This is a genomic window from Allobosea sp. P2_B12 (genome assembly GCF_056404835.1).
The window spans coordinates 512825-532870 of the sequence record NZ_JBFUDG010000003.1; the positions used below are offsets into that span (position 1 = coordinate 512825).

The 20046-nt window shown below is 67.9% G+C and carries 18 protein-coding genes; 11 read left to right on the top strand and 7 right to left on the bottom strand.

What is annotated here, in order from left to right:
* Nucleotides 1–43: 43 nt before the first annotated feature.
* The 4 genes from AC1DYU_RS11235 to AC1DYU_RS11250 all read right to left on the bottom strand — a co-directional run bounded on the left by AC1DYU_RS11235 (nt 44) and on the right by AC1DYU_RS11250 (nt 3828).
* On the bottom strand, nt 44–814 hold the full coding sequence (locus AC1DYU_RS11235) for a glycerophosphodiester phosphodiesterase (RefSeq protein ID WP_476791670.1): 771 nt from the start codon (nt 812–814) through the stop codon (nt 44–46).
* 4 nt (nt 815–818) lie between these two features.
* Nucleotides 819–1700, bottom strand: coding sequence for an ABC transporter permease (locus AC1DYU_RS11240; RefSeq protein ID WP_476791671.1), 882 nt, complete (start codon nt 1698–1700; stop codon nt 819–821).
* Nucleotides 1700–2641, bottom strand: coding sequence for an ABC transporter permease (locus tag AC1DYU_RS11245; RefSeq protein WP_476791672.1), 942 nt, complete (start codon nt 2639–2641; stop codon nt 1700–1702). Before AC1DYU_RS11245 ends, AC1DYU_RS11240 begins: the two co-directional genes overlap by 1 nt.
* Before the next feature lie 68 nt (nt 2642–2709).
* Nucleotides 2710–3828, bottom strand: coding sequence for a LacI family DNA-binding transcriptional regulator (locus tag AC1DYU_RS11250; protein ID WP_476791673.1), 1119 nt, complete (start codon nt 3826–3828; stop codon nt 2710–2712).
* Between the two features lie 162 nt (nt 3829–3990).
* Between AC1DYU_RS11250 and AC1DYU_RS11255 the strand changes: the two genes are divergently transcribed.
* The 8 genes from AC1DYU_RS11255 (at nt 3991) to AC1DYU_RS11290 (ending at nt 13353) form a co-directional block, all read left to right on the top strand.
* The gene (locus AC1DYU_RS11255) at nt 3991–5271 is read left to right on the top strand and encodes an ABC transporter substrate-binding protein (protein WP_476791674.1); all 1281 of its coding nucleotides are present in this window, start codon (nt 3991–3993) and stop codon (nt 5269–5271) included.
* A gap of 4 nt (nt 5272–5275) precedes the next feature.
* A complete protein-coding gene (locus AC1DYU_RS11260) occupies nt 5276–6301 on the top strand; it encodes a carbohydrate ABC transporter permease (protein WP_476791675.1) in 1026 nt (341 codons plus the stop codon).
* Entirely contained in the window at nt 6298–7350 is a 1053-nt protein-coding gene (locus AC1DYU_RS11265) for a carbohydrate ABC transporter permease (RefSeq protein ID WP_476791676.1), read from the top strand. Before AC1DYU_RS11260 ends, AC1DYU_RS11265 begins: the two co-directional genes overlap by 4 nt.
* A 28-nt stretch (nt 7351–7378) precedes the next feature.
* Nucleotides 7379–8443, top strand: a complete 1065-nt coding sequence (locus AC1DYU_RS11270) for an ABC transporter ATP-binding protein (protein ID WP_476791677.1) — start codon at nt 7379–7381, stop codon at nt 8441–8443.
* 19 nt (nt 8444–8462) lie between these two features.
* Nucleotides 8463–10739 (top strand): TIM-barrel domain-containing protein, encoded by a 2277-nt coding sequence (locus AC1DYU_RS11275; protein WP_476791678.1) that lies wholly within the window; start codon nt 8463–8465, stop codon nt 10737–10739.
* Nucleotides 10740–10844: 105 nt separating this feature from the next.
* Entirely contained in the window at nt 10845–11603 is a 759-nt protein-coding gene (locus AC1DYU_RS11280; RefSeq protein WP_476791679.1) for a LamB/YcsF family protein, read from the top strand.
* A complete protein-coding gene (locus AC1DYU_RS11285) occupies nt 11600–12334 on the top strand; it encodes a 5-oxoprolinase subunit B family protein (RefSeq protein WP_476791680.1) in 735 nt (244 codons plus the stop codon). The genes AC1DYU_RS11280 and AC1DYU_RS11285 overlap by 4 nt, the downstream gene beginning before the upstream one ends.
* Complete coding sequence (locus AC1DYU_RS11290; protein WP_158487246.1) at nt 12331–13353, top strand: 5-oxoprolinase subunit C family protein; 1023 nt, start codon at nt 12331–12333, stop codon at nt 13351–13353. Before AC1DYU_RS11285 ends, AC1DYU_RS11290 begins: the two co-directional genes overlap by 4 nt.
* Before the next feature lie 19 nt (nt 13354–13372).
* Here AC1DYU_RS11290 and AC1DYU_RS11295 read toward each other — a convergent pair whose 3' ends face one another.
* Both AC1DYU_RS11295 and AC1DYU_RS11300 read right to left on the bottom strand, forming a co-directional pair.
* Nucleotides 13373–13984: a helix-turn-helix transcriptional regulator gene (locus AC1DYU_RS11295; RefSeq protein WP_476791681.1), complete on the bottom strand. Its 612-nt coding sequence runs from the start codon at nt 13982–13984 to the stop codon at nt 13373–13375.
* A 238-nt stretch (nt 13985–14222) separates the two neighbouring features.
* Nucleotides 14223–15005 (bottom strand): GntR family transcriptional regulator, encoded by a 783-nt coding sequence (locus AC1DYU_RS11300; RefSeq protein WP_158487248.1) that lies wholly within the window; start codon nt 15003–15005, stop codon nt 14223–14225.
* Nucleotides 15006–15058: 53 nt separating this feature from the next.
* Between AC1DYU_RS11300 and AC1DYU_RS11305 the strand changes: the two genes are divergently transcribed.
* The 3 genes from AC1DYU_RS11305 (at nt 15059) to AC1DYU_RS11315 (ending at nt 18384) form a co-directional block, all read left to right on the top strand.
* Nucleotides 15059–16003, top strand: a complete 945-nt coding sequence (locus AC1DYU_RS11305; RefSeq protein ID WP_158487249.1) for a PfkB family carbohydrate kinase — start codon at nt 15059–15061, stop codon at nt 16001–16003.
* 110 nt (nt 16004–16113) lie between these two features.
* Nucleotides 16114–17256, top strand: coding sequence for a helix-turn-helix transcriptional regulator (locus tag AC1DYU_RS11310; RefSeq protein ID WP_476791682.1), 1143 nt, complete (start codon nt 16114–16116; stop codon nt 17254–17256).
* Between the two features lie 360 nt (nt 17257–17616).
* Nucleotides 17617–18384 (top strand): short-chain dehydrogenase/reductase, encoded by a 768-nt coding sequence (locus tag AC1DYU_RS11315; RefSeq protein WP_476791683.1) that lies wholly within the window; start codon nt 17617–17619, stop codon nt 18382–18384.
* A gap of 21 nt (nt 18385–18405) precedes the next feature.
* Here the strand turns inward: AC1DYU_RS11315 and ggt are convergent, their stop codons facing one another.
* Nucleotides 18406–20019, bottom strand: coding sequence for a gamma-glutamyltransferase (gene ggt, locus AC1DYU_RS11320; protein WP_158486481.1), 1614 nt, complete (start codon nt 20017–20019; stop codon nt 18406–18408).
* Nucleotides 20020–20046 lie beyond the last annotated feature (27 nt).

Consider the following 20046-nt stretch of genomic DNA (forward strand, 5'->3'; position numbering starts at 1 on the left):
GGCGCCGGCCTGTGGCCGAAACCGCAATTCCCGCTGGATTGCCTCAGCTTGACGACAGCGCCGTGACAGATCGCGCCGCCAGGAGCAGGCTGGGATCGTCGAGCATCACCGCATCGGGCTGCAGCGCCAGAACCTGCGCGACGCCCTCCACGTCGATCCGCCCGACTGGAAAGGGCGGGTAGCCCGGCTCTGCCACCGAGCGCGGCTGGCCGACCATGATCGCAACCTGCAGGCCGGTTGCGCGTGTGGCGGCGATCCGGTCGGGCGTCGCCGCGCCCTGCCAGAGCCGGAACCAGTCGGCACCGGCGGCGCGCGCTGCCTCGGCGGAATCGGGGTCGGGCACGAGAGCGAGAATGGCGATGTCCGCATTCAGGGCGCGCGCGACCGCGATCAGCCCTATCTCGCGCAGGCCGAGCAGGCTGCGCCGCATCGCGCCGCCGGCCTCGAAGGCGGCAAGCAGACGCGGCAGGATGGCCGGGTCGGTCAACTTGACGTCGAGCAGCAGACCGAGCGGCGCCGAGGCGGCGATCGCCTCGTCGAGCGTCATCATCGCCGGCAGGAGGCTTCGCAGGGTGACAAGGTCGGTATCGGCAACGAGGCGCGGGTCACCGGCGATGCGGGCGAGATCGGCATCATGCAGGCAGACCAGCGCGCCGTCCGCGCTCAGGCGCAGATCGGTCTCGACGATGTCCGCCCCGATGGCAGCCGCCGCACGGAAGGCTTCCGCCGTGTTCTCGGGTGCCAGCAGCGCGCCGCCGCGATGGGCGATGGCGAACGGCCTGGCGCCGGTCGGGCTCAGCGGATCGAATGCCATGGCGTCAGCTCCGCTCGCTGGTCGGGTCGAAGCGGTCGCGCAGCCAGTCACCGAACAGGCTCATCGACAGCGTCGTCAGGAAGATCGCCAGGCCGGGAAAGACGGCGATCCACCAGGCGTTGAGCAGGTAGCGCCGCCCCTCGCCGAGCATCAGGCCGAGTGAGGTGCCGGGCGGCTGCACGCCGAGGCCGAGGAAGGAGAGCGAGGTTTCCAGCAGGATGGTGCCGGGAAAGTTCAGCGTCGCCTGCACCACCAGCGCGGCCACGATATTGGGCAGGAGATGGCGGAAGATGACGCGCGATGCCGGCGCGCCAAGGGCCTCGACCGCGTTGATGTAGTCGCTTTCCTGCTCGGAGACGACGAGCCCGCGCGCCAGCCTTGTATAGCGGTCCCAGCCGTCGATGCTGACGAGAATGATGAAGAGCACGATGTTGTTGCCGAAGAAGGCCAGCATGGTCAGCGCCAGGAACAGGGCGGGAATCGCCGCCTGCGCATCGACCGTCATCATAATGGCCTGATCGACCATGCCGCGGCAGCGCGCCGCGATGAAGCCGAGCAGCGTGCCGAAGACGGCGCCGATCAGCGTGCCCATCACCGCGATCAGGATCGAGGTCCGGATCGCGAAAATCAGCCGGCTGAGGATGTCACGGCCGAACTGGTCGGTGCCGAGCCAATAGGTCGTGCCGCGGCTCTCGAACAGCGGCGGCTTCAGCCGGGCTGCGAGGTTCTGCGTGGTGTAGTGGATCGGGGCGAGCCAGTCGGCGAGCAGCGCGACGAGCACGACGAAGATGAGGAAGCCGGCCGAGAGCTTGACCACGGGCGACATCGCCCGGCCACGGCTGCGGGCTTGGGGAGCCGGCACGGTGAGCGCGTCGAGGCTCGCCATCACGCCGGCTTTCCCGAGGCGCGCGCGAAACCGCCCAGGCGGGGGTCGATCAGGATGTGCAGCATGTCGACCAAGAGGTTGGCGCAGACCATGATGACGGTGATCGTCAGGATCACCGCCTGGACGACGGCGAGATCGCGCGTCGAGACCGAATCGACCAACAGCCGCCCGACGCCCGGCCAAGCGAAGATCGTCTCGACCACAGCGCTGCCGGCGAGGATGCCGCCGATCTCGATGCCGAGGAACATCAGCAGCGGCACCGAGGCATTGGGCAAAGCATGGCGCAGGATGATGCCGAGGGGCAGCACGCCCCGGCCGCGCGCGGCGCGGATGAAGGGCTTGCCCAGCACCTCCAGCGTCGAGGTGCGTGCAAAGCGCGCCAGCCGCCCCGCGAGAGGCAGGCCGAGCGTCACCGTCGGTAGGATGAGGTGCCACGGTGTCTCGGAGCCGGCCGAGGGCAGCACGCGCAGCTGCAGCGCGAAGAGCAGGATCAGCAGGATGCCGAGGAAGAAGATCGGGATCGCGTAGCCGAAGACCGCCGAGGCCATGGCGAGCCGGTCGATCGCGCTGTTGTGGCGCAAGGCCGCCAGCACGCCGAGCGGCATGCCGATCAGCAGCGCCAGCATCAGCGCCGATCCGCCAAGCAGGAAGGTCTTGGGCAGCGCCTCGCGGACCGCCTCGAAGGCCGGCCGGTCATCGCCGAAGGACAGCCCGAAATCGCCGCGCGCCACGCTGGCGAGATAGCGCCAATATTGCTCGATGAGGGGCCGGCCGAGCCCCCAGAGCTCGCGGTAATAGGCGCGCACATCCGGCGGCGTGTCGATCGGGAGCATGATGTCGGCCGGGTCACCCGCCATGCGCAGTGCGATGAAGACGGCCGAGACGCAGATCAGCACGGTCACGAGGGCGCGCGCGAAGCGTAATGCCAGGAACTGGAACATCGACCGGTGGAACCCGCTGCCGTGAGAGGCCCGCTTTTGCGGACGGATTCATGACAGGTTGATGACCGCTAGCGCTTGACGATCTGGGCCGCGCCGGCGGCGGCTCCGACCGGAGCGCCAGGCTTGCTCCAGGCCGATGGCGCTTCGTGGGGAACATGGACCTCGCTCGTCGCGACGCCGCTCCAGAGCGATTGCAACTGCGCGACGACATGCCGGCCGAAGCTCTCATAGGGGATGCGGATCGAGGTCAGCCAAGGCGCGATCCAGGCGTTGATCGCGTTGCCGTCGACGCCGACGAGCCGGCAGCGCTGCGGGATCGGCACGCCATGCTCGACGGCCAGGCGATAGGCGCCATAGGCGATCATGTCGCTGACGCAGAGCGCGCCGCGCGGCCAGCCGCCGTCACGCACCAGCATGCCGGCGGCGGCATAGCCGATCTCGATATGCGACAGGCCGGGGCCGATCGCCCGCCGGATCGCGTCCTCCGGTACGCCGCGCGCCACCAGCCGTTCGATGAAGCCGGCCGCGCGCTCCGAGGTGCTGGATGCGTTCTGCTGGGCCATCAGCACGGCGGGCCGATCGATGCCGCAGCCGAGCAGGAAATCGGCGACATCGGCACCGGCCCTGCGATTGTCGATGCCGACATAGGCGCCGCCGCCGAGCGGATTGCGCCTGGCGACGAAGACGGTCGGATCGCCACGCTTGAGCGTCTCCTCCAACCCCTTGCTGCCGACCGCGCTGACCATGACATAGCCGGCTACGAGCTGGTCGCGCATCGCCCGCAGATAATCGTCCTGGAGTTCGGCGCGGTCATGGGTGTCGCAGAGGATCATGACGAAGCCGGCGTCGCGCAGCGCCGATTCGACGGAGACCGCAATCGCCGCCATGGCGGGGTTGTCGAGATTGGGCGCCAGCATCGCCACGACGCGGCTGGCGCGATGGCGCAAGGCCCGGCCGACGGAGTTGGGCCGGTAGCTCAGCCGGGCGATCGCCTCCTCGACGCGCGCGATCGTTTCGGCCGAGGCGCGCCCGGTCTTGCCGTTGACGATGCGCGAGACGGTCGCGACCGAGACGCCGGCATCGCGGGCAACGGTCGCCAGCGACGCGGCGTGCTTGCGCGCTCCGTTCTGTGGCGGTCTTGCCTGCAGCGGTCTTGCCTGTAGCGGTTTTGCCGGCTTGCCCGTCATCGCCTCTTCGATTCCCCACGGCCGCTATGCGGCCCGCCGGCGCGAAGCCGGATACCGCAGCAATGTAACCCAATTCCCCCGTTGACAAGCAAGGCAAACGTTTGCCTTAGTGTCCGTCAAGGCGTCCATGAACGCCGGGCAACAATTCAGGGATGAACGCAGATGCAGAGGAAACACTGGATTTCCGCGCTCGCGCTATCGGCCGGCCTTGTCGCCGGGGGTATCGCCCAGGCACAGACGACGGTCCGCATCGCCTGGTATTCCGACGGAAACGAGGGCGAGGTCGTCTCCGACCTGCTGAAGCGCTTCGAGGCGCAGAACAAGGACATCAAGGTCGTGCTCGACCAGGTGCCCTACAAGGCGATCAATGAGGCCCTGCCGGTGCAACTCGCCTCCGGCCAGGGCCCCGACATCGCCCGGGTCGTCGATATCGGTGGCGTCGCGCGTTATGCGCTCGACCTGCGACCCTATCTCAAGGACGCCGGCTACTGGGACAAGAATTTCGGCCCCTTCCTCGAATGGATGCGGCCGCAGGGCGACACCAACTCGATCCCCGGCTTCATGACGCAGCTCACCGTCACCGGCCCGCTGGTCAACAAGACGCTGTTCGAGCAGGCCGGCATCGCGCTGCCGGGCGCAAAGGCAACCTGGGACGATTGGGCCAAGGCCGTGAAGGCGGTCGCCACCAAGGTGCAGGCCCCCTTCCCGCTGGCGATGGACCGCTCCGGCCACCGGTTCTTTGGCCTCGCCATCTCGGAAGGCGCCAAGGTCTTCGATGCCAAGGGCGAGCCCGCGGTGATCGATGACGGCTTCAAGCGCGGGGCGCAGCTCGTCTTCGACTGGCACAAATCAGGCGTGATGGCCAAGGAGCTCTGGGGCTCGGTCTCGGGCGCGGCCTATCGCGGCGCCAATGACGAGTTCAAGAACGCCCAGGTCGTGATGTACGTTTCCGGCTCCTGGCAGATCGCGCAGTTCGACAAGACCGTCGGCAACGCGTTCGACTGGGTCGCGGTGCCCTCGCCCTGCGGCGCGGCCTCCTGCACCGGCATGCCGGGCGGCGCCGGCCTCATCGCGATCAAGGCGACGAAGAACCCCGAGGCCGTCGCCAAGGTGATGGAGTATCTGGCGAGCGAGCCGGTGCTGAGCGAGTTCTATGCGCGCTCGCTGTTCGTGCCGGGCCATCTCGGCATCGCCGCCAAGGGGCTCGACTACAAGGATGCCAGCCCCCAGGCCAAGGCCGCCCTCAAGGTCTTCTCGGACCAGGTCGCGAGCCTCTCGCCCGTCGCCTACAAGCTGCAGGGCTTTGTCAGCAACCGCATCATTTTCAATGCGGTGATCAGCCGGGTCGGCCAGGCGATCTCGGGCGAGACCACACTGGACGAGGCTTATAAGCGGATCGCCTCGGACGTCGAGCAGCAGATCGCCGAGCGCAACAAGAAGTAGCGCCGTGACCGGTCCCACGCCAACAGCCCCGCGCCGCGATGGCGCGGGCGCCAGCGACCTCATCGCCGCGCCGCTCGCCTTGCTGTCGCGGCTGATCGACTGGCCGATGCGTGCGATCCAGCGTGTGATCGGCGAGCGGCGGATGGCCTATGTCTTCCTGCTGCCGAACCTCGCCTTCTTCGGCCTGTTCGTCTTCGTGCCGCTGATCATTAACGTGGTGTTCTCGGTGACGGGCGGGGCGGCGCTGTTTCCGTCGCAGCGGCCCTATGTCGGGGCCGGTCAGTATGCCTATCTGTTCGATTGCGGCTCCTTCCTCGATCCGAACTCCTGCCGCGAGGACCATTTCTGGCGCGGCGTCTCCAACACCGCCCGCTTCACGCTCTTCCAGGTGACGGCGATGGTGCTGTTCTCGCTGGTGACGGCGGTGGTGCTGAACATGCGGATCCGTGCGCGTGGCTTCTTCCGCGCGGTCTATTTCTTCCCGGTGCTGCTCTCTCCCGTCGTGGTGGCGCTGACCTGGAAATGGATCCTGCAGCGCGACGGCCTGCTCAATGCCGGGATCACCTCGCTCGGCGGCGAACGCATCCTGTTCCTGGTCGATCCGAGCTGGGCGATGTTCTGGATCGTCTTCGTTTCGATCTGGGCCCATATGGGCTTCTACACGCTGATCCTGCTGGCCGGCCTGCAGGCTATCCCCGCCGACCTCTACGAGGCGGCCGAGATGGATGCGACGCCGCGCTGGCGCACCTTCTGGCGCATCACGCTGCCGCTGCTCTGGCCCAACATGATCGTCGTGATCGTGCTGGCGCTGATCAAGGGCGTACAGACCTTCGACGAGGTCTTCGTGCTGACCGGCGGCGGGCCCGGCACCGCGACGCTGATGGTCGTCCATTACATCTACGAGACCGCGTTCTCGAACCAGGTTCAGAATTTTGGGCTGGCGGCGGCGGCCTCCGTGGTGCTCGGCGTCGTGCTCTTCGCGCTGACGCTGGCGCAGCTGGCGGCCAGCAGCCGGAAGGGTTCGGCATGAGCCTCGTGACCAAGCTCGCCACCGCCCGCCGCACCCCCGGCCGCTGGCATTGGACCGATATCGCGGCCTATGCCTATCTCGCGCTCGGGGTCGTCCTGATGTTCGGGCCGGTGCTCTGGCTGGCGATGTCGTCCTTCAAGACGCAGGCCGGGCTGCTCGAATTCCCGCCCTCGCTGCTGCCGATGTCGCAGAAGGAGGTCGTGGTAACGGGCCATCCGCAACCGCTGCCGCTGTTTACGGTGACGATGCCGGACGGATCGACGCGCGTGCTGGCGCAGGTCCGTCGCATCGGCATCCAGGCGCAGATGGTCGATCCGGCCAATCCGGCCGAGACTTTCCGCGTGGCGATCGACAAGCGCGTGCCGGTTCGCGAATTCAAGCTCGCCACCGAGAACTACACCGAGCCGCTGGAGCGCTTCGCCTTCACGCGTTTCCTGTGGAACTCGGTCTTCGTCACGGTGGTGGCAACGATCATCACGCTGATCATCAACTCGATGGCCGCCTATGCGCTGTCGATCTACGAGTTCCGCGGGAAGAATACGGTGATGCTGATGGTGATCGGCACGCTGATGATCCCGATCACCATCATCCTGGTGCCGGTCTATCTGGTCGTCACGGAACTCGGGCTGGTGAACTCGCTCTGGGCGGTTATCCTGCCGGGTGCGGCGACGCCGACAGGCGTCTTCCTGCTCAGGCAATACATGCTGACGCTTCCCCGCGACCTGATCGAGGCGGCGCGCATGGACAAGGCCTCGGAGTGGCAGATCTACTGGCGCATCGTCATGCCGCTGGCGATGCCGGCGCTGGCCGTGCTGGCGATCTTCTCGGTGATGTGGCGCTGGAACGAGTTCCTCTGGCCGCTCGCGGTGCTGACCAAGACCGAATCCTACACGCTGCAGATCGGCCTCAACGCCTTCCAGGGCGAGCTCCAGACACAGTGGCACTATCTGCTCGCCATGACGGTGGTGACGCTGTTGCCGGTCGCGCTGGTCTTCGTCTTCCTGCAGCGCTTCATCACCACAGGCATCGCCAATACGGGCATGAAATGAGAGACCGCATGCGTCGAACAGGTGCCCTATGGCTCAGCTAGAACTTTCCGGCGTCCGCAAATCCTTCGGCGCGACGCATGTCCTTCATGGCATCGACCTTGCCGTCGCGGATGGCGAATTCATCGTCTTCGTCGGCCCGTCGGGCTGCGGCAAGTCCACCCTGCTGCGCGTCATCGCCGGGCTGGAAGAGGTGACGGGCGGGTCGATCGCGATCGATGGCAGCGACGTCACCGGCCTGCCGGCCTCCGAGCGCGGGCTCGCCATGGTGTTCCAGTCCTATGCGCTCTACCCGCATATGAGCGTCTACAAGAACATGGCCTTCGCGCTGGAGAACATGGGCTTCAAGCGCGACGACATCGACCAGCGCGTGCGGCGCGCAGCCGGGATGCTGCGCCTGACCGACTATCTCGAGCGCAAGCCCAAGGCGCTCTCCGGCGGCCAGCGCCAGCGCGTCGCGATCGGCCGCGCCATCGTGCGCGACCCGAAGATCTTCCTGTTCGACGAGCCGCTCTCCAATCTCGACGCGGAGCTGCGCGTCGCGACCCGCAAGGAGCTTGCCGGCCTGCATGCCGAACTCGGCGGCACGATGATCTACGTCACCCACGACCAGGTCGAGGCGATGACGCTGGCCGACCGCATCGTCGTGCTGCAGGCGGGCAGGATCGAGCAGATCGGCACGCCGCTCGACCTCTACAACCGCCCGGACAACCTCTTCGTCGCAGGCTTCATCGGCTCGCCGCGGATGAACCTGCTGCCCGGCACGGTCGCGCGGCCAGGCATCGTGAGGCTCGGCGAAGGCGGCCATGAGATCGCCTGCGAAACCGGCGCTTTGACCGCCGGCGCGACTGTGACCCTTGGCGTCCGGCCGGAGCATCTCGCGCTGTCCGAAACCACCGGCCTGCCGCTGGCGGTCGAGCTGGTCGAGCGGCTCGGCGGCGAAAGCTATCTCTACGGCTCGTCGCCCGGCCTGCCGCAGATCACGCTCAAGCTCGACGGCCAGAGCGGACATCAGCGCGGCGATACCGTCTTCCTCGCGCTGCCCTCGGCGCAGCTTCACCTGTTCGACGAAACCGGCCGGGCGATCCGGTCCTGACACCCCCAAGAGAGATCCTATGAAAGCCCTCACGCAAGGCCGCTATCTCGGCCGCGACGGCGAAGCCGCCCTGTTCGATCTCGGCGGCGGCACGACGATCACCGTCCGCATCCTCGAAGGCGATATCGGCCGGGTGACGTTGAAGCCGCGCGACGGCTACCGGCTCGACCGCGGCTGGGCGATCGCACCCGGCGGGCTGGAGCCGGCCTATGAGGGGCGCCCGCGCGACGACCTCTCCGGCTTCGCCGTTCCGAAAGCGGCCGTGACGGAGACGGACGGCAAGGTCGCGCTCTCGGCCGGCGGTCTCACCGCCGAGATCACGCTGTCACCCTTCGGCATCGCCTGGCGGCGCGCCGGCGAGGACAAGCCCTTCCTGCAGGACCGCACGACCCAGGCCTATCTGATGTCGCCGCGCACCGGCGCGGTCGCGCATTTCATGGCGCGCGACTATGCCGAGCGGCATTACGGCCTCGGCGACAAGGCCGGCCCGCTCGACCGCACCGGACGGCGTTTCGCCATCGACGCCGTCGACCCCTGCGGCTTCGATGCGGAGCTGTCCGATCCGCTCTACAAGATGCTGCCCTTCTTCATCGTCGACGGGCCGGCCGGCGCGCATGGCGTGTTCTACGACAATCTTTCGACCGGCAGCGTCGATTTCGGCTGCACGCTCGACAATTATCACGGCCTGTTCCGTTCCTGGAAAGGCGACGATGGTGACCTCGATTATTACATCATGGCCGGCCCGAGCGTGCCGGACGTGGTCAAGCGCTTCTCCTGGCTGACCGGCGGGCAGGCCTTCGCGCCGCTCTGGTCCTTCGGCTTCGGCGTCACCTCGATGGCGATCGCCGATGCGCCCGATGCGGATGCGCGCATCAGCGACTTCATCGGCAAGCTCGCGACGCATCGCATCCCCTGCGACTCATTCCATTTCGGCTCGGGCTACACGCAGATCGGCCACCGCCGCTACGCCTTCAACTGGAATCGCGACAAGTTCCCGGACCCCAAGGCAACGATGAAGCGGCTGAACGAGGCCGGCATCCAGACGGTCGCCAACCTCAAGCCCTGCCTGCTCGACGACCACCCCCGCCTGCAGGAGACGCTGGATGGGGGCTTCCTGGTGAAGGACGGACAGACCGGCGAACCCGCCGTCGCGCAGTTCTGGGACGGGCTCGGCTTCCATCTCGACTATACGAACCCAAAGGGCCGGGCCTGGTGGCGCGACGGCATCGAGACAGCGCTGCTCGATTACGGTTTCACGACCGTGTGGAACGACAACAACGAATACGAGATCTGGGACGAGGACGCGATCTGCGACGGCGACGGCCGTCCCTTCCGGCAGGCGCTGGGGCGGCCGGCGCAGCCGCTCCTGATGACCAAACTGTCCTATGAAGCGCAGGCGGCGCGTCAGCCCGGCAAGCGGCAATATTCCGTCACCCGCGGCGGCGGCGGCGGCATTTCGCGCTATGCCCAGACCTGGTCGGGCGACAACGAGACCGCCTGGAAGACGCTCCGCTACAACCTGACGCAAGGCCTCAACATGAGCCTCTCGGGAATGTTCAGCATCGGCCACGATGTCGGCGGCTTCCATGGGCCGACGCCCGGACCGGAACTCTTCGTCCGCTTCAACGAGTTCTGCGCGCTCTGGCCGCGCATGGTGATGAACTCGTGGAACGATGACGGCGTCGTCAACCTGCCCTGGATGTATCCGGAGATGGTGCCGCAGGTGCGCGAGGCGATTTCGCTGCGCTATCGGCTGATGCCTTATCTCTACACTCTGATGTGGCGCGCCAGCCGCGACGGCACCCCGGCCGTGCGGCCGCTCCTCTACGATTTCCCGCAGGACGCCATCGCGGTGACCGTCGATGACGCCTTCATGCTCGGCCCCGACGTGCTGGTCGCGCCGGTGCTGGAAGAGGGCGCGACCGAGCGCAGCGTCTACCTGCCGGTCCATCCCGGCGGCTGGTACGACTGGCACGAAAAGAAGCATCATCCCGGCGGCGCGGTCGCGACCGTCGCGGCCCCGCTCGGGCGCCTGCCGCTCTTCGTCAGGGCGGGCGCACTGATCCCGCTCGGCGATCCGGCCGGCATCAGCGAATTGCGCGAGGTCCTGGTCTGTGGGCTGGTCGAGGGCGCCAGTGGCGAGCTTTACGAGGATGACGGCGACACCGCCGACTGGCGCGGCGCGGGGGCGTCCGTGATCCGCTTCCAGGTCCGCGACGGCGAGATCGACATGGTGCAGGAGGGCAGCGCTCCCCTACCCTTTGGCCGGATCGCGATCCGGCAGATCGGCGACTGACGGCGCTGCCTCCGCCAGCGAAGAGTCTTCCTCGGCCTCCACTGATCGTCCTATGGTCTGCGGATTGCGAGGCCGCGCCGACGCGGGGCTTCAGGGGAACGCTGCATGACGACGATCGATCTGAACTCGGACTTGGCCGAGGGCTTCGGCGCCTATCGCTGCGGCGACGACGAGGCAATGCTCGCCATCGTCACCTCGGCGAATGTCGCCTGCGGCCTGCATGCCGGCGACCCCGAGATCATGGCGAATGCCTTCGCCGTGGCGCGCGAGCGCGGCGTCGCGGTCGGCGCGCATCCGGGCTTCCCTGATCTCTGGGGCTTCGGCCGGCGGCGGATTCCGTTCTCGACCGGCGAGATCGAGCGTCTCGTCGCCTATCAGATCGGCGCGGCGGCAGCGCTTGCCGCCTATGCCGGCCACCGCATCACTTATGTCAAACCCCATGGCGCACTCGGCAACATCTCCTGCGAGGAGCGCCCCGTCGCGGATGCGATCGCGCGCGCGATCAAGGCGGTCGATCCCGGTCTCTCCTTCCTGGCGACGGCGCTGACCGCCCAGGTCGCGGCGGGCGAGGCGGCCGGCCTCAAGGTGCATCAGGAGATCTTCGCCGATCGCGGCTATACCGAGCAGGGCCTGCTGGTGTCGCGCAGCCTGCCCGGCGCGATGATCACCGACGCGCAGGAGGCAGCGGACCGCGTCGTCGCCATGGTCCGTGAGGGCGCCATCATCACCCTGTCGGGCGCGCGCCTGCCGACCGCGATCCATTCGGTCTGCGTGCATGGCGATTCGAGCCATGCGGTTGCCACCGCGCGACAGGTGCGTGCGGCTCTGGAAGAGGCCGGCGTCAGGCTCGCAGCCTTCGCATGAGCCTCGACCAAGGCGCGCGCCCGCTCTTCCTGGACGCCGGAGAGACCGCACTGGTGGTCGAGTTCGGCCGCATCGTCGATCCCGCGATCAGCGACCGGGTGCTGGCGCTCGACGCGGCCCTGGCCGCAGCCCCGCCCGAGGGACTGCGCGAACTCGTGCCGACCTATCGCTCGCTGATGATCCATTACGATCCGCTGCAGCTCGACCGGGCTACGCTGGTCGCGCTGGTCGAGGAGCGGCTGGCGGTGCCGGCGACGCGCAACCGGGCGGCAACCCTCTGGACGCTGCCGTGCTGCTATGAGCCGCCGCATGGCGAGGATCTGGCCGAGATGGCCGCACTGTTGGGGCTTACTGCTGTCGAAGCAGCGGCCATCCACGCTGCGGCGCTTTACCGGGTCTATATGTACGGGTTCTCGCCGGGCTTCACCTATCTCGGCGGCCTGCCCGAACAGATCGCGATCTCACGCCGAACCAAGCCACGCCCGCCGCATGAGAGCAAGGCGGTCCTGGTCGGCGGGGGCTTGAGTGCCATCGCCAGCTTTTCGATGCCGACCGGCTGGTATGTCGTCGGCCGCACGCCTGAACGGCTCTACGCGCCGGACCGGCCCAATGCCTTCCTGTTCGAGCCCGGCGACAGCCTGCGCTTCGAGCCGATCGACCCCGCGACCTTTGCGGCGCTCGATGCACGCGCTGAGGCCGGCGAAATCGTGGCACGGCGGCAAGCGGCATGAGCGCGGTGCTGCGCCTGCTTTCGGCCGGCCCCGGCATCACCGTCCAGGATCGCGGCCGGCACGGTTTCCTGCGTTATGGCGTCACCGGCGCCGGGCCAATGGACCCGTTCGCGCATGCGCTCGCGAACCGGGCGCTCGGCAATCCCGCGGAAGCGGCGGCGATCGAAATCTCGCTCGGCGGCCTCGAACTGACGAGCGAGGGCGCGCCCGTCACCATCGCGCTCGCCGGCGGCGACTTCCAGGTGATGCTGGACGGCCAGGCGCTGCCCCCGGCGGTCGTCGCGCGGCTGGAGCCCGGCGCGAGCCTGAAGGTGCGGGCAGGTCTCGCCGGCGTCTGGAGCTATCTCGCTGTCGCGGGCGGGCTCGATTTGCCTTACGTGCTCGGCTCGCGCGCAACCCATACGCGCACCGGCATGGGCGGGCTCAAAGGGCGCATGCTGCAGGTCGGCGACATCCTGCCGGTCGGCATGGCGACAAGCGAGATCGCGACCGGGCGCATCGTCGCGCCCCTGCTCGAACGGCCGGCTGAGAGCATCCGCGTGCTGCTCGGGCCGCAGGACGACTATTTCGCGCCGGACCAGATCGCGGCCTTCCTGGCCGGTCCCTGGACGATCGCGGCGCGGGGCGACCGGATGGCCTGCTTCCTCGAAGGCCCGAAGCTCAGCCACAATCTCGGCTTCAACATCCCCTCCGACGGCGTCGCGATGGGTGCGATCCAGGTCCCGGGCGAAGGCCTGCCCATCGTGCTGATGGCCGACCGTCAGTCGACCGGCGGCTATCCCAAGATCGCGACCGTGATCGGCGCCGATCTCGGCCGCCTCGCCCAGGCGAGGCCGGGAACGCCGATTGCCTTTCGCGCCGTGTCGCATGCCGAGGCCGTGCTGGCCCGGGCAGAGGAGCAATCCTTCCTCTCCGGCGCGATTCCCATCGAGCCCCTGGTTCGCAGCCTGTTCAGCCCGGAATTCCTGCTCGGCCTCAACCTGGTCGATGGCTGGGTCGATGCGCGAGCGCCAGCCTGATCGCCGCAGAGAATCTGAGTCAGGCCGCCTCCTCGATGAAGGTCGCGACGAAGCGGACGAGTTCGCTCTGGCGGGCCGTGCCGGTCTTGGCGAAGAGGCGCTGCAGATGGGTGCGCGCCGTGGTGCGGGCGATGCCGAGCTTCTTGGCCGCGACGACGGTGTCGAGCCCCTTGACGATCAGGCCGAGCATGCGCGCTTCCGTCGGCGTCAGCCCGCAGGCCTCGGCGACCTCGTCGACATTGCGGTCGATCGCGCGCTGCGGATCATCGACCGTCAGGACGAACAGGTCCATGCCGGCCCCGCCGAGATGAACCGCATCGACCACGATCTGGCGGCCGCAGCGCATCGCGAGCGACAGGCGGATCTCTTCCGGCGCCGAGCCGGCGCAGCGGCGCTTGAGCCAGGTCTGGAGCTTTGCCGCAAAGAGCTTGTCGGCGCAGACGAGGCGGCCTGCCGCGCCGATCCCTTCGTGCGACAGGGCGGCGGCGCCCTGGTTGCTGAAATGGACGCGCAGATCGGCGTCGATGATGAAGAGGGGCTTGGCGCCGCGGCCCGCGTCCTCCGCATCGGAAGTGCGGGGCGGCAGCGGGGCGGCATAGCCGGAGGCGGGTGGGAGCGAGAACATTGTCATGCGAGAAGTGTCAACAAGCTCGAGCATCTTCGCTGTCCCCTATGTAACAGTCTGCCGGAACCGGCCGTGACAGACTGAGATGTCCTGTCCCCCTTTCGTCGCGCTGCGCCCGCGAATGGTTCATCGTCGGTTCATGTAATTGTGGAGCGCTCGCCGCTGGCGAGCAGACAGGTTGGCTACGAGCCCCGGCGCGGGCCGCCGAAGCCGATAGCCGTGACCACGTGTCAGGGTGCTGCCGTCAGATGCGCAGTGACAGCTTGTAGGTGTAGGCGTCGCCGCGAAACAGGCCCTCGACATATTCGAGCATGTCGCCGTCGCGGCCGTAGCTGCGGCGCTTGATCAGCAAGCAGGGCAACGGCATCGCGAAGCCGAAGATGGCGCATTCCTCAGGGGTCGGGGCGGCCGCCTCGATGGTCTGCTCGCAGCGCTCCAGCGGGGTGCCGAGCCGCGCCAGCTCGGCATAGACGGACCGGGTCAGGTCGGCGTGCTCGAGCTCCGGGACGCGTTCGAGATTGTACCAGGCGACCTCGCGCGACAGCGGCATGCCGTCGCCACTGCGCACACGAACCAGTTTGAGGAAGCGGGCATTGGAAGAGCGGCCGAAGATCGAGGCGATCGAGCGGTCGGTGACGACGGTCTGCTCCAGGATTCGCGAGGACGGCACGCGGCCGAGCTCCCGCATCTCCTCCGTGAAGCCCTTGAGCCGGTCCATGCCCGAATGCAGGCGCGAGCCCGGCCCCTGCACGATCGAACCCAGACGCCCCTGTGCGCTGAGCAATTTGCGCTCGCGTAGCGCGTTGTAGGAACGCTGCACCGTCGCGCGGCTGATCTTCAGCCGTTCGGCGAGCTGGCGCTCGGCCGGCAGTGTGGTACCCGGAGGCAGGGTTCCGTCGCCGATCAGCCGCGTCAACTGATCTTCAAGCTGCTGGTATAGCGGCTTGGCGGTGTCGTCGCGCAGTTCCAGCAGGTCCTGGAACGGCGGCTTCGACGGAACGTTCGATACTGGCGTGGTTGGGTACATGAGGGTGCGCAGCGGCTGTCCACCTGCCGGAAACATCTGAGGGATCGAACGCAATGGCCGAGGGATCGATTTTCGTGCTGGGTAGCTTCGTCGTGTCGTGCTCGGCAAAGGTCTCGCGTTTCCCGCGCCCCGGAGAATCGCTTGCCGCCGATATTGTGACAATCGAGCCCGGAGGCAAGGGACTGAACCTCGCTATGGCATCGAGACGCCTTGGCGCCGAGGTCGATGGGTTGCTGGCGGTCGGAGACGACATCGCCGCCGCCTTCGCGGCACCGGCGCTGGCGAAGGCCCGCCTGCCCGCGACGATGCTGGTCCATTTGCCCGGCAAGACCGGCAGTGGCGTCGGCTTCACCGATGCGCACGGCGAGACCTGCCTTGCCGTCGATGCCGGCGTCAATCGCGCGCTCTCGGCAACGCATGTGCGCGCTCGCACGGAGGCGATCGCCGCCTGCGCGATGGTGATGGCGCAGTTCGAGATCGGCGACGAACCGATTCGCGAAGCCTTCGCGCTGGCACGGCGGGCCCGCGTACCGACGCTGCTCAACCCCTCGCCGTTCCGCCCGATCCCGCCGGATATTCTGGCGAATGCGCAGATCCTCGTCATCAACCAGACCGAGGCGCAGGCGCTGGCGGCCGAGATCATGCCCGACGCCAGCGAGCCGGCCGAACCCAGCCGCTTCGTCGCAGAGCTGGGTCCCGCCCTGCTGGCGCGGGGGCCGAGTCTCGTCGTGCTGACGCTGGGCGCGGCTGGTGCGGTCGCAGTTACCGCCGAGGGCGCGATCGGACAGGTGGCGTTTCCCGTTGAGGCGATCGATGCGCTGGGGGCCGGCGATGCCTTCGCCGCGACGCTCGGCGTCGCGCTGTCGCGCGGTTCCGCCACGGTCGAGGCGCTGCGGCAGGCTGCCGCAGCCGGCGCAATCGCAACGCGGAAAACCGGAGTTTTCGATGCTCTGGGCACGCAGGCGGATATCGACCAATTGCTCGGCACGCAGCCGTAATCGGCGTTTCGTTTTATGGATCGTTTTTGGACTTTCCGTAAGCAGTCCATATTGCTAACCTCTCCCTCGCGAGTGTGCTGTGGCAGGCACCATGAGGGCGAGGAGCGGTCATGTCGGGTCCCAGCGTCGATGCCGTAATTTCTGCCGTCGACAATCTGCTTGCAGGCGCGCTCGACGCCGACCGAATGCCGTCGGCAGTCGAGCAGTTGCGCCAGCTCTTCAACGGCTCGAAGGCCTGCCTCTCGCGAATCGGTCCCGACATGACGGCGGCCGATTCTGTCAGCACGAACAGCGACGCAGCCATGCAGCGCCGCTGTTACGAGGACCTCGCCGAGGATTTCATCCGGATGGGCGAGACATTGCGCAGCGTCCCGATCGGCTCGATCTACCGCGACAGCGAGCTGTTCGGTGAGGAGACCCTTCGGGCCAGCCGGCCCTGGCGCGAATGGATGGCGCCGCAGGACATGTATGGCGGCATCGCCTGCCGCCTCGCGGAGACCAATTCCTCCTACTGGTTCTTCGACGTGCAGCGCGGCAAGAACCAGGAGGCCTTCGACGAAGCCGAAGCCGCTCTGCTCGGGCGATTGTCGCCGCTGCTGCGCAAGGTCACGGAACTGAGCCGGCAGGTCGGGCATCTGAAGCTGCAGCGCGACGAGGCGCGCGGCGCCCTCGACGCGCTCGCCATGGCAATCGTCATCGTCGATCGCGATCTGCAGGTCTCCTACGCGAATGAAGGCGCCGATGAGATCCTGGCCGATCCCGAAGGGGCCGTCGGCCTGCGCCAGGGCCGCCTGTTCGCCCGCCAGCCCAACGATCAGCGCCAGCTCAAGCGGCTGGTCGACGCCGCGCTGCGTAGTGCCACCGATCCGCTGGAGGAGCACCGCAGCAGCATGATCGTCCAGGGCGGCGACGGCGCTCAGGCACTCTCGGCCTGCGTCATGCCGGCCGCTCCCACCCGCCCCGGCACGACGCCCCCCGCCAAGGTGATGATGGCGCTGCGGCCGCTGGGCATGGCGACCGATCTCGTGGTCAGCAGCCGGCAGCTCTTCAACCTGACCGAAAGCGAAGCCCGCTTCGCCTCGGCACTGGCTAGCGGCCTCTCGCTGACGCAGGCCGCTGAGGCGCAGGGCGTGCGCATCTCGACCGCGCGGACCCATCTCGCCCGCATCTTCCAGAAGACCGATACGCGCCAGCAGAGTCAGCTGGTTTCGCTGCTGCGCGGCGCCGTGCTGCCACTGCGCGCACGCGCCTGAAGCGCGCGCCGATCCGACCGAAGCGTTCTGCCGCGGCGGCATCCAGCCCCGCTTGATGTTCTCGACACGAGCCGGCGCCGCGGCCGCACAGGGGCCAATCCGCGCGGCTGAGCGGGTAGATCCAGCCGCAACCATGGCGCCCCCTGCGCATCCAACCACCGATCTTCTCCCCCAAGCCGATCGAGGCGATGCTAGCGCCGCTGCCCTGCGCCCATCGTCATCCAAATGACGGAGAGCCCCGAGGGAGCCGTGCCCATGCGTGCCGCGGCGGCGGCCTGCGCGTCCGCCGCGACCTCGGACCCCGGCAAATCGGCTAGCCTGCACTGAGTCAGCGCAAGACCGACCCCCAGGGAGACCGTGATGGATCTGAAACTCAGTGGATGCCGCGTCCTGATCACAGGCGGCTCGAAGGGCATCGGCGCGGCCTGCGCCCGCGTCTTTCTCGCGGAAGGCTGCTCGGTCGTGCTCGTCGCCCGGGACGCCTCGCGCCTTGCCGCGACGGCCGCGACGTTGGGCGAAGCCAATCGCGTCGCGACCCATGCCGCCGATCTGTCGGTCGCGGGCGAGCGGGGGGCGCTCGCCGCCGCCTTCCCCGATATCGACATCCTCATCAACAATGCCGGCGCCATTCCGGCCGGCGGGCTGCTCGACCTTTCGATGGAAACCTGGGAGCAGGCCTGGGCGCTCAAGGTGATGGGCTATATCCACCTGACCAAGCTCTATCTGGCGGCCATGAAGGAGCGCGGCACCGGCGCCATCGTCAACGTCATCGGCGGTGCCGGGCGCAGCCCGCGCTACGACTATGTCTGTGGCGGAACCGGCAATGCTGCGCTGATGGCCTTCACCGGCGCGGTCGGCGGACGGTCGGTCGAATGGGGTGTGCGCGTCTTCGGGATCAACCCGGCGCAGACCCGCACCGACCGCATCATCTCGTTGAGCAAGACGCGGGCGAAACTGAAGTTCGGCGACGAGACGCGCTGGGAGGAGATGCTGACCGGCCTGCCGCTGAACCGGCTGATCGAGCCCGAGGAGATCGCCAATGCCGCGGCCTTCCTGGCCTCGCCGGCCTGCGGCTATGTCAGCGGCACGGTGCTCGACGTCGATGGCGGCGGGGCGTTCAGGGGATAGTCCCGCCCGCGCCCTGCCCTGCTATGCCGGAACCGAGATCGCCATGCCGTCGCGCTGCGGATCGGCGCCGCCGGTGCACAGCCCATCCTCGATGCGGATGCCGTGCAGAGCCGCGAAGGGATAGCTCTGCGGCGAGCGCTTCACGTCGTAGCCCATCGCGACGAGTTCCTCGCTGACGCTGCGGCGGATGCGATTGGAGATGTCGATGCTGTTGGAGACCGCCACGATGCGGGGAGCCGCGACCGCCTCCAACATGCCCATGCCGAAATCGACGACGTTGCTGATGCCCTGTGCCATCGCCGGCGCGATGTAGCTGCCGCCCGGCGCGCCCATGACGATGAAGGGCTTGTCCTCCTCGAAGACGATGGTCGGCGCGGCCGAGGACGAGCGGCGCTTGCCCGGCGCGATCGAGCCGGCCCGGCCGGGACGCGGGTCGAAGCGGCTCATCGTGCCGTTATAGATGAAACCGAGGCCTTCGGTGATGGCGCCTGAAGGTGAGCCCAGCGTATGCGTCAGGGCGACCGCGTTGCCATGGCGGTCGACGACCGAGACATGGGTGGTCTCGCGCGAGGAGGAGCGCTCCAGCCGCTTCACGTCGGCGCGCTCGCCACGGCGGATGCCGTCCGCCTGCTCGGCTGCGTGCTCCTTCGAGATCAGGCGCTCGACCGGGACATCGACATAAGCCGGGTCGCCCATATGGGCGTCCTTGTCGATCGTCATGCGCTTCATCGCCTCGGCTAGCAGCCGGACATGCTCGGCGCTGCCATGCGCCAGCGCACCGATGTCGAAATTCTCGAGCATATTGAGGATCTGCAGCATCAGCATGCCGCTGGCCGGCGGCGGGCTCGTAGAGATGCGCTTGCCGCGATAGGAGCCCCAGATCGGCTGCGAGACCGAGAGCTCGTAGGCGGCGAGATCGGCTTGCGAGATCAGGCCGCCATGGGCGGCGAAATCGGCCGCGATCTCCTGCGCCAGCTCGCCCGTGTAGAACAGGTCGGCGCCCCCCTTCGCCAGACGCTCCAGCGTGTTGGCCATATCGCGGTTGACGACGAGATCGCCCGGCCGCTTCACGCTGCCGTCTTCCCGGAAATAGAGCTTCTGTCCGGTCTCGCTGTAGCGCAGCTTGTCGCCGGTGTTGACCTGGCCTGTGCCCTTCTGATCCTGCGACCAGAACCAGTGCATGTGCGGGCGCACCAGCACGCCCTCGCGCGCCTGTTTGATGGCGGGTGCGATGATGTCGGCCCAGTCCATCGTGCCGTAGCGCGACAGGGCATGGTCGTAGCCCTTGACGCTGCCGGGCGTGCAGACGGCGAGATGGCCAAATTCGCTGATGCCGCCTTCGAGCAGGAAGGCGAAGCCGTCGCGCGATTGGCCGAGAAGCTTGTCCACCCACATGTCCGGCGTCGCGGCCAAAGCGGCCTTGGCATAGAACTCGACGATCTCATGGACGCCGCGTCTGGGCATGTAGAGCTGCATCGAGCCGAAGCCGCCGATGCCCGACATCAGCGGATCGACCACGCCCTGCATGAAGGCGCAGGCAATCGCGGCATCGACGGCATTGCCGCCGCGCTCCAGCACCGCAGCACCGGCTTCCGCGGCTTCCGGCTGCGGGCAGACGACCATTCCGTTTTTCATGGCAGCATCTCGTTCGTTGCGGTCAGG

Excerpts from the sequence above, each read along its gene's own strand:
- AC1DYU_RS11235 (WP_476791670.1), bottom strand. The coding sequence starts at position 814 with ATGGCATTCGATCCGCTGAGCCCGACCGGCGCCAGGCCGTTCGCCATC.
- AC1DYU_RS11240 (WP_476791671.1), bottom strand. The coding sequence starts at position 1,700 with ATGGCGAGCCTCGACGCGCTCACCGTGCCGGCTCCCCAAGCCCGCAGC.
- AC1DYU_RS11245 (WP_476791672.1), bottom strand. The coding sequence starts at position 2,641 with ATGTTCCAGTTCCTGGCATTACGCTTCGCGCGCGCCCTCGTGACCGTG.
- AC1DYU_RS11250 (WP_476791673.1), bottom strand. The coding sequence starts at position 3,828 with ATGACGGGCAAGCCGGCAAAACCGCTACAGGCAAGACCGCTGCAGGCA.
- AC1DYU_RS11255 (WP_476791674.1), top strand. The coding sequence starts at position 3,991 with ATGCAGAGGAAACACTGGATTTCCGCGCTCGCGCTATCGGCCGGCCTT.
- AC1DYU_RS11265 (WP_476791676.1), top strand. The coding sequence starts at position 6,298 with ATGAGCCTCGTGACCAAGCTCGCCACCGCCCGCCGCACCCCCGGCCGC.
- AC1DYU_RS11270 (WP_476791677.1), top strand. The coding sequence starts at position 7,379 with ATGGCTCAGCTAGAACTTTCCGGCGTCCGCAAATCCTTCGGCGCGACG.
- AC1DYU_RS11275 (WP_476791678.1), top strand. The coding sequence starts at position 8,463 with ATGAAAGCCCTCACGCAAGGCCGCTATCTCGGCCGCGACGGCGAAGCC.
- AC1DYU_RS11280 (WP_476791679.1), top strand. The coding sequence starts at position 10,845 with ATGACGACGATCGATCTGAACTCGGACTTGGCCGAGGGCTTCGGCGCC.
- AC1DYU_RS11285 (WP_476791680.1), top strand. The coding sequence starts at position 11,600 with ATGAGCCTCGACCAAGGCGCGCGCCCGCTCTTCCTGGACGCCGGAGAG.
- AC1DYU_RS11290 (WP_158487246.1), top strand. The coding sequence starts at position 12,331 with ATGAGCGCGGTGCTGCGCCTGCTTTCGGCCGGCCCCGGCATCACCGTC.
- AC1DYU_RS11295 (WP_476791681.1), bottom strand. The coding sequence starts at position 13,984 with ATGACAATGTTCTCGCTCCCACCCGCCTCCGGCTATGCCGCCCCGCTG.
- AC1DYU_RS11300 (WP_158487248.1), bottom strand. The coding sequence starts at position 15,005 with ATGTACCCAACCACGCCAGTATCGAACGTTCCGTCGAAGCCGCCGTTC.
- AC1DYU_RS11305 (WP_158487249.1), top strand. The coding sequence starts at position 15,059 with ATGGCCGAGGGATCGATTTTCGTGCTGGGTAGCTTCGTCGTGTCGTGC.
- AC1DYU_RS11310 (WP_476791682.1), top strand. The coding sequence starts at position 16,114 with ATGTCGGGTCCCAGCGTCGATGCCGTAATTTCTGCCGTCGACAATCTG.
- AC1DYU_RS11315 (WP_476791683.1), top strand. The coding sequence starts at position 17,617 with ATGGATCTGAAACTCAGTGGATGCCGCGTCCTGATCACAGGCGGCTCG.
- ggt (WP_158486481.1), bottom strand. The coding sequence starts at position 20,019 with ATGAAAAACGGAATGGTCGTCTGCCCGCAGCCGGAAGCCGCGGAAGCC.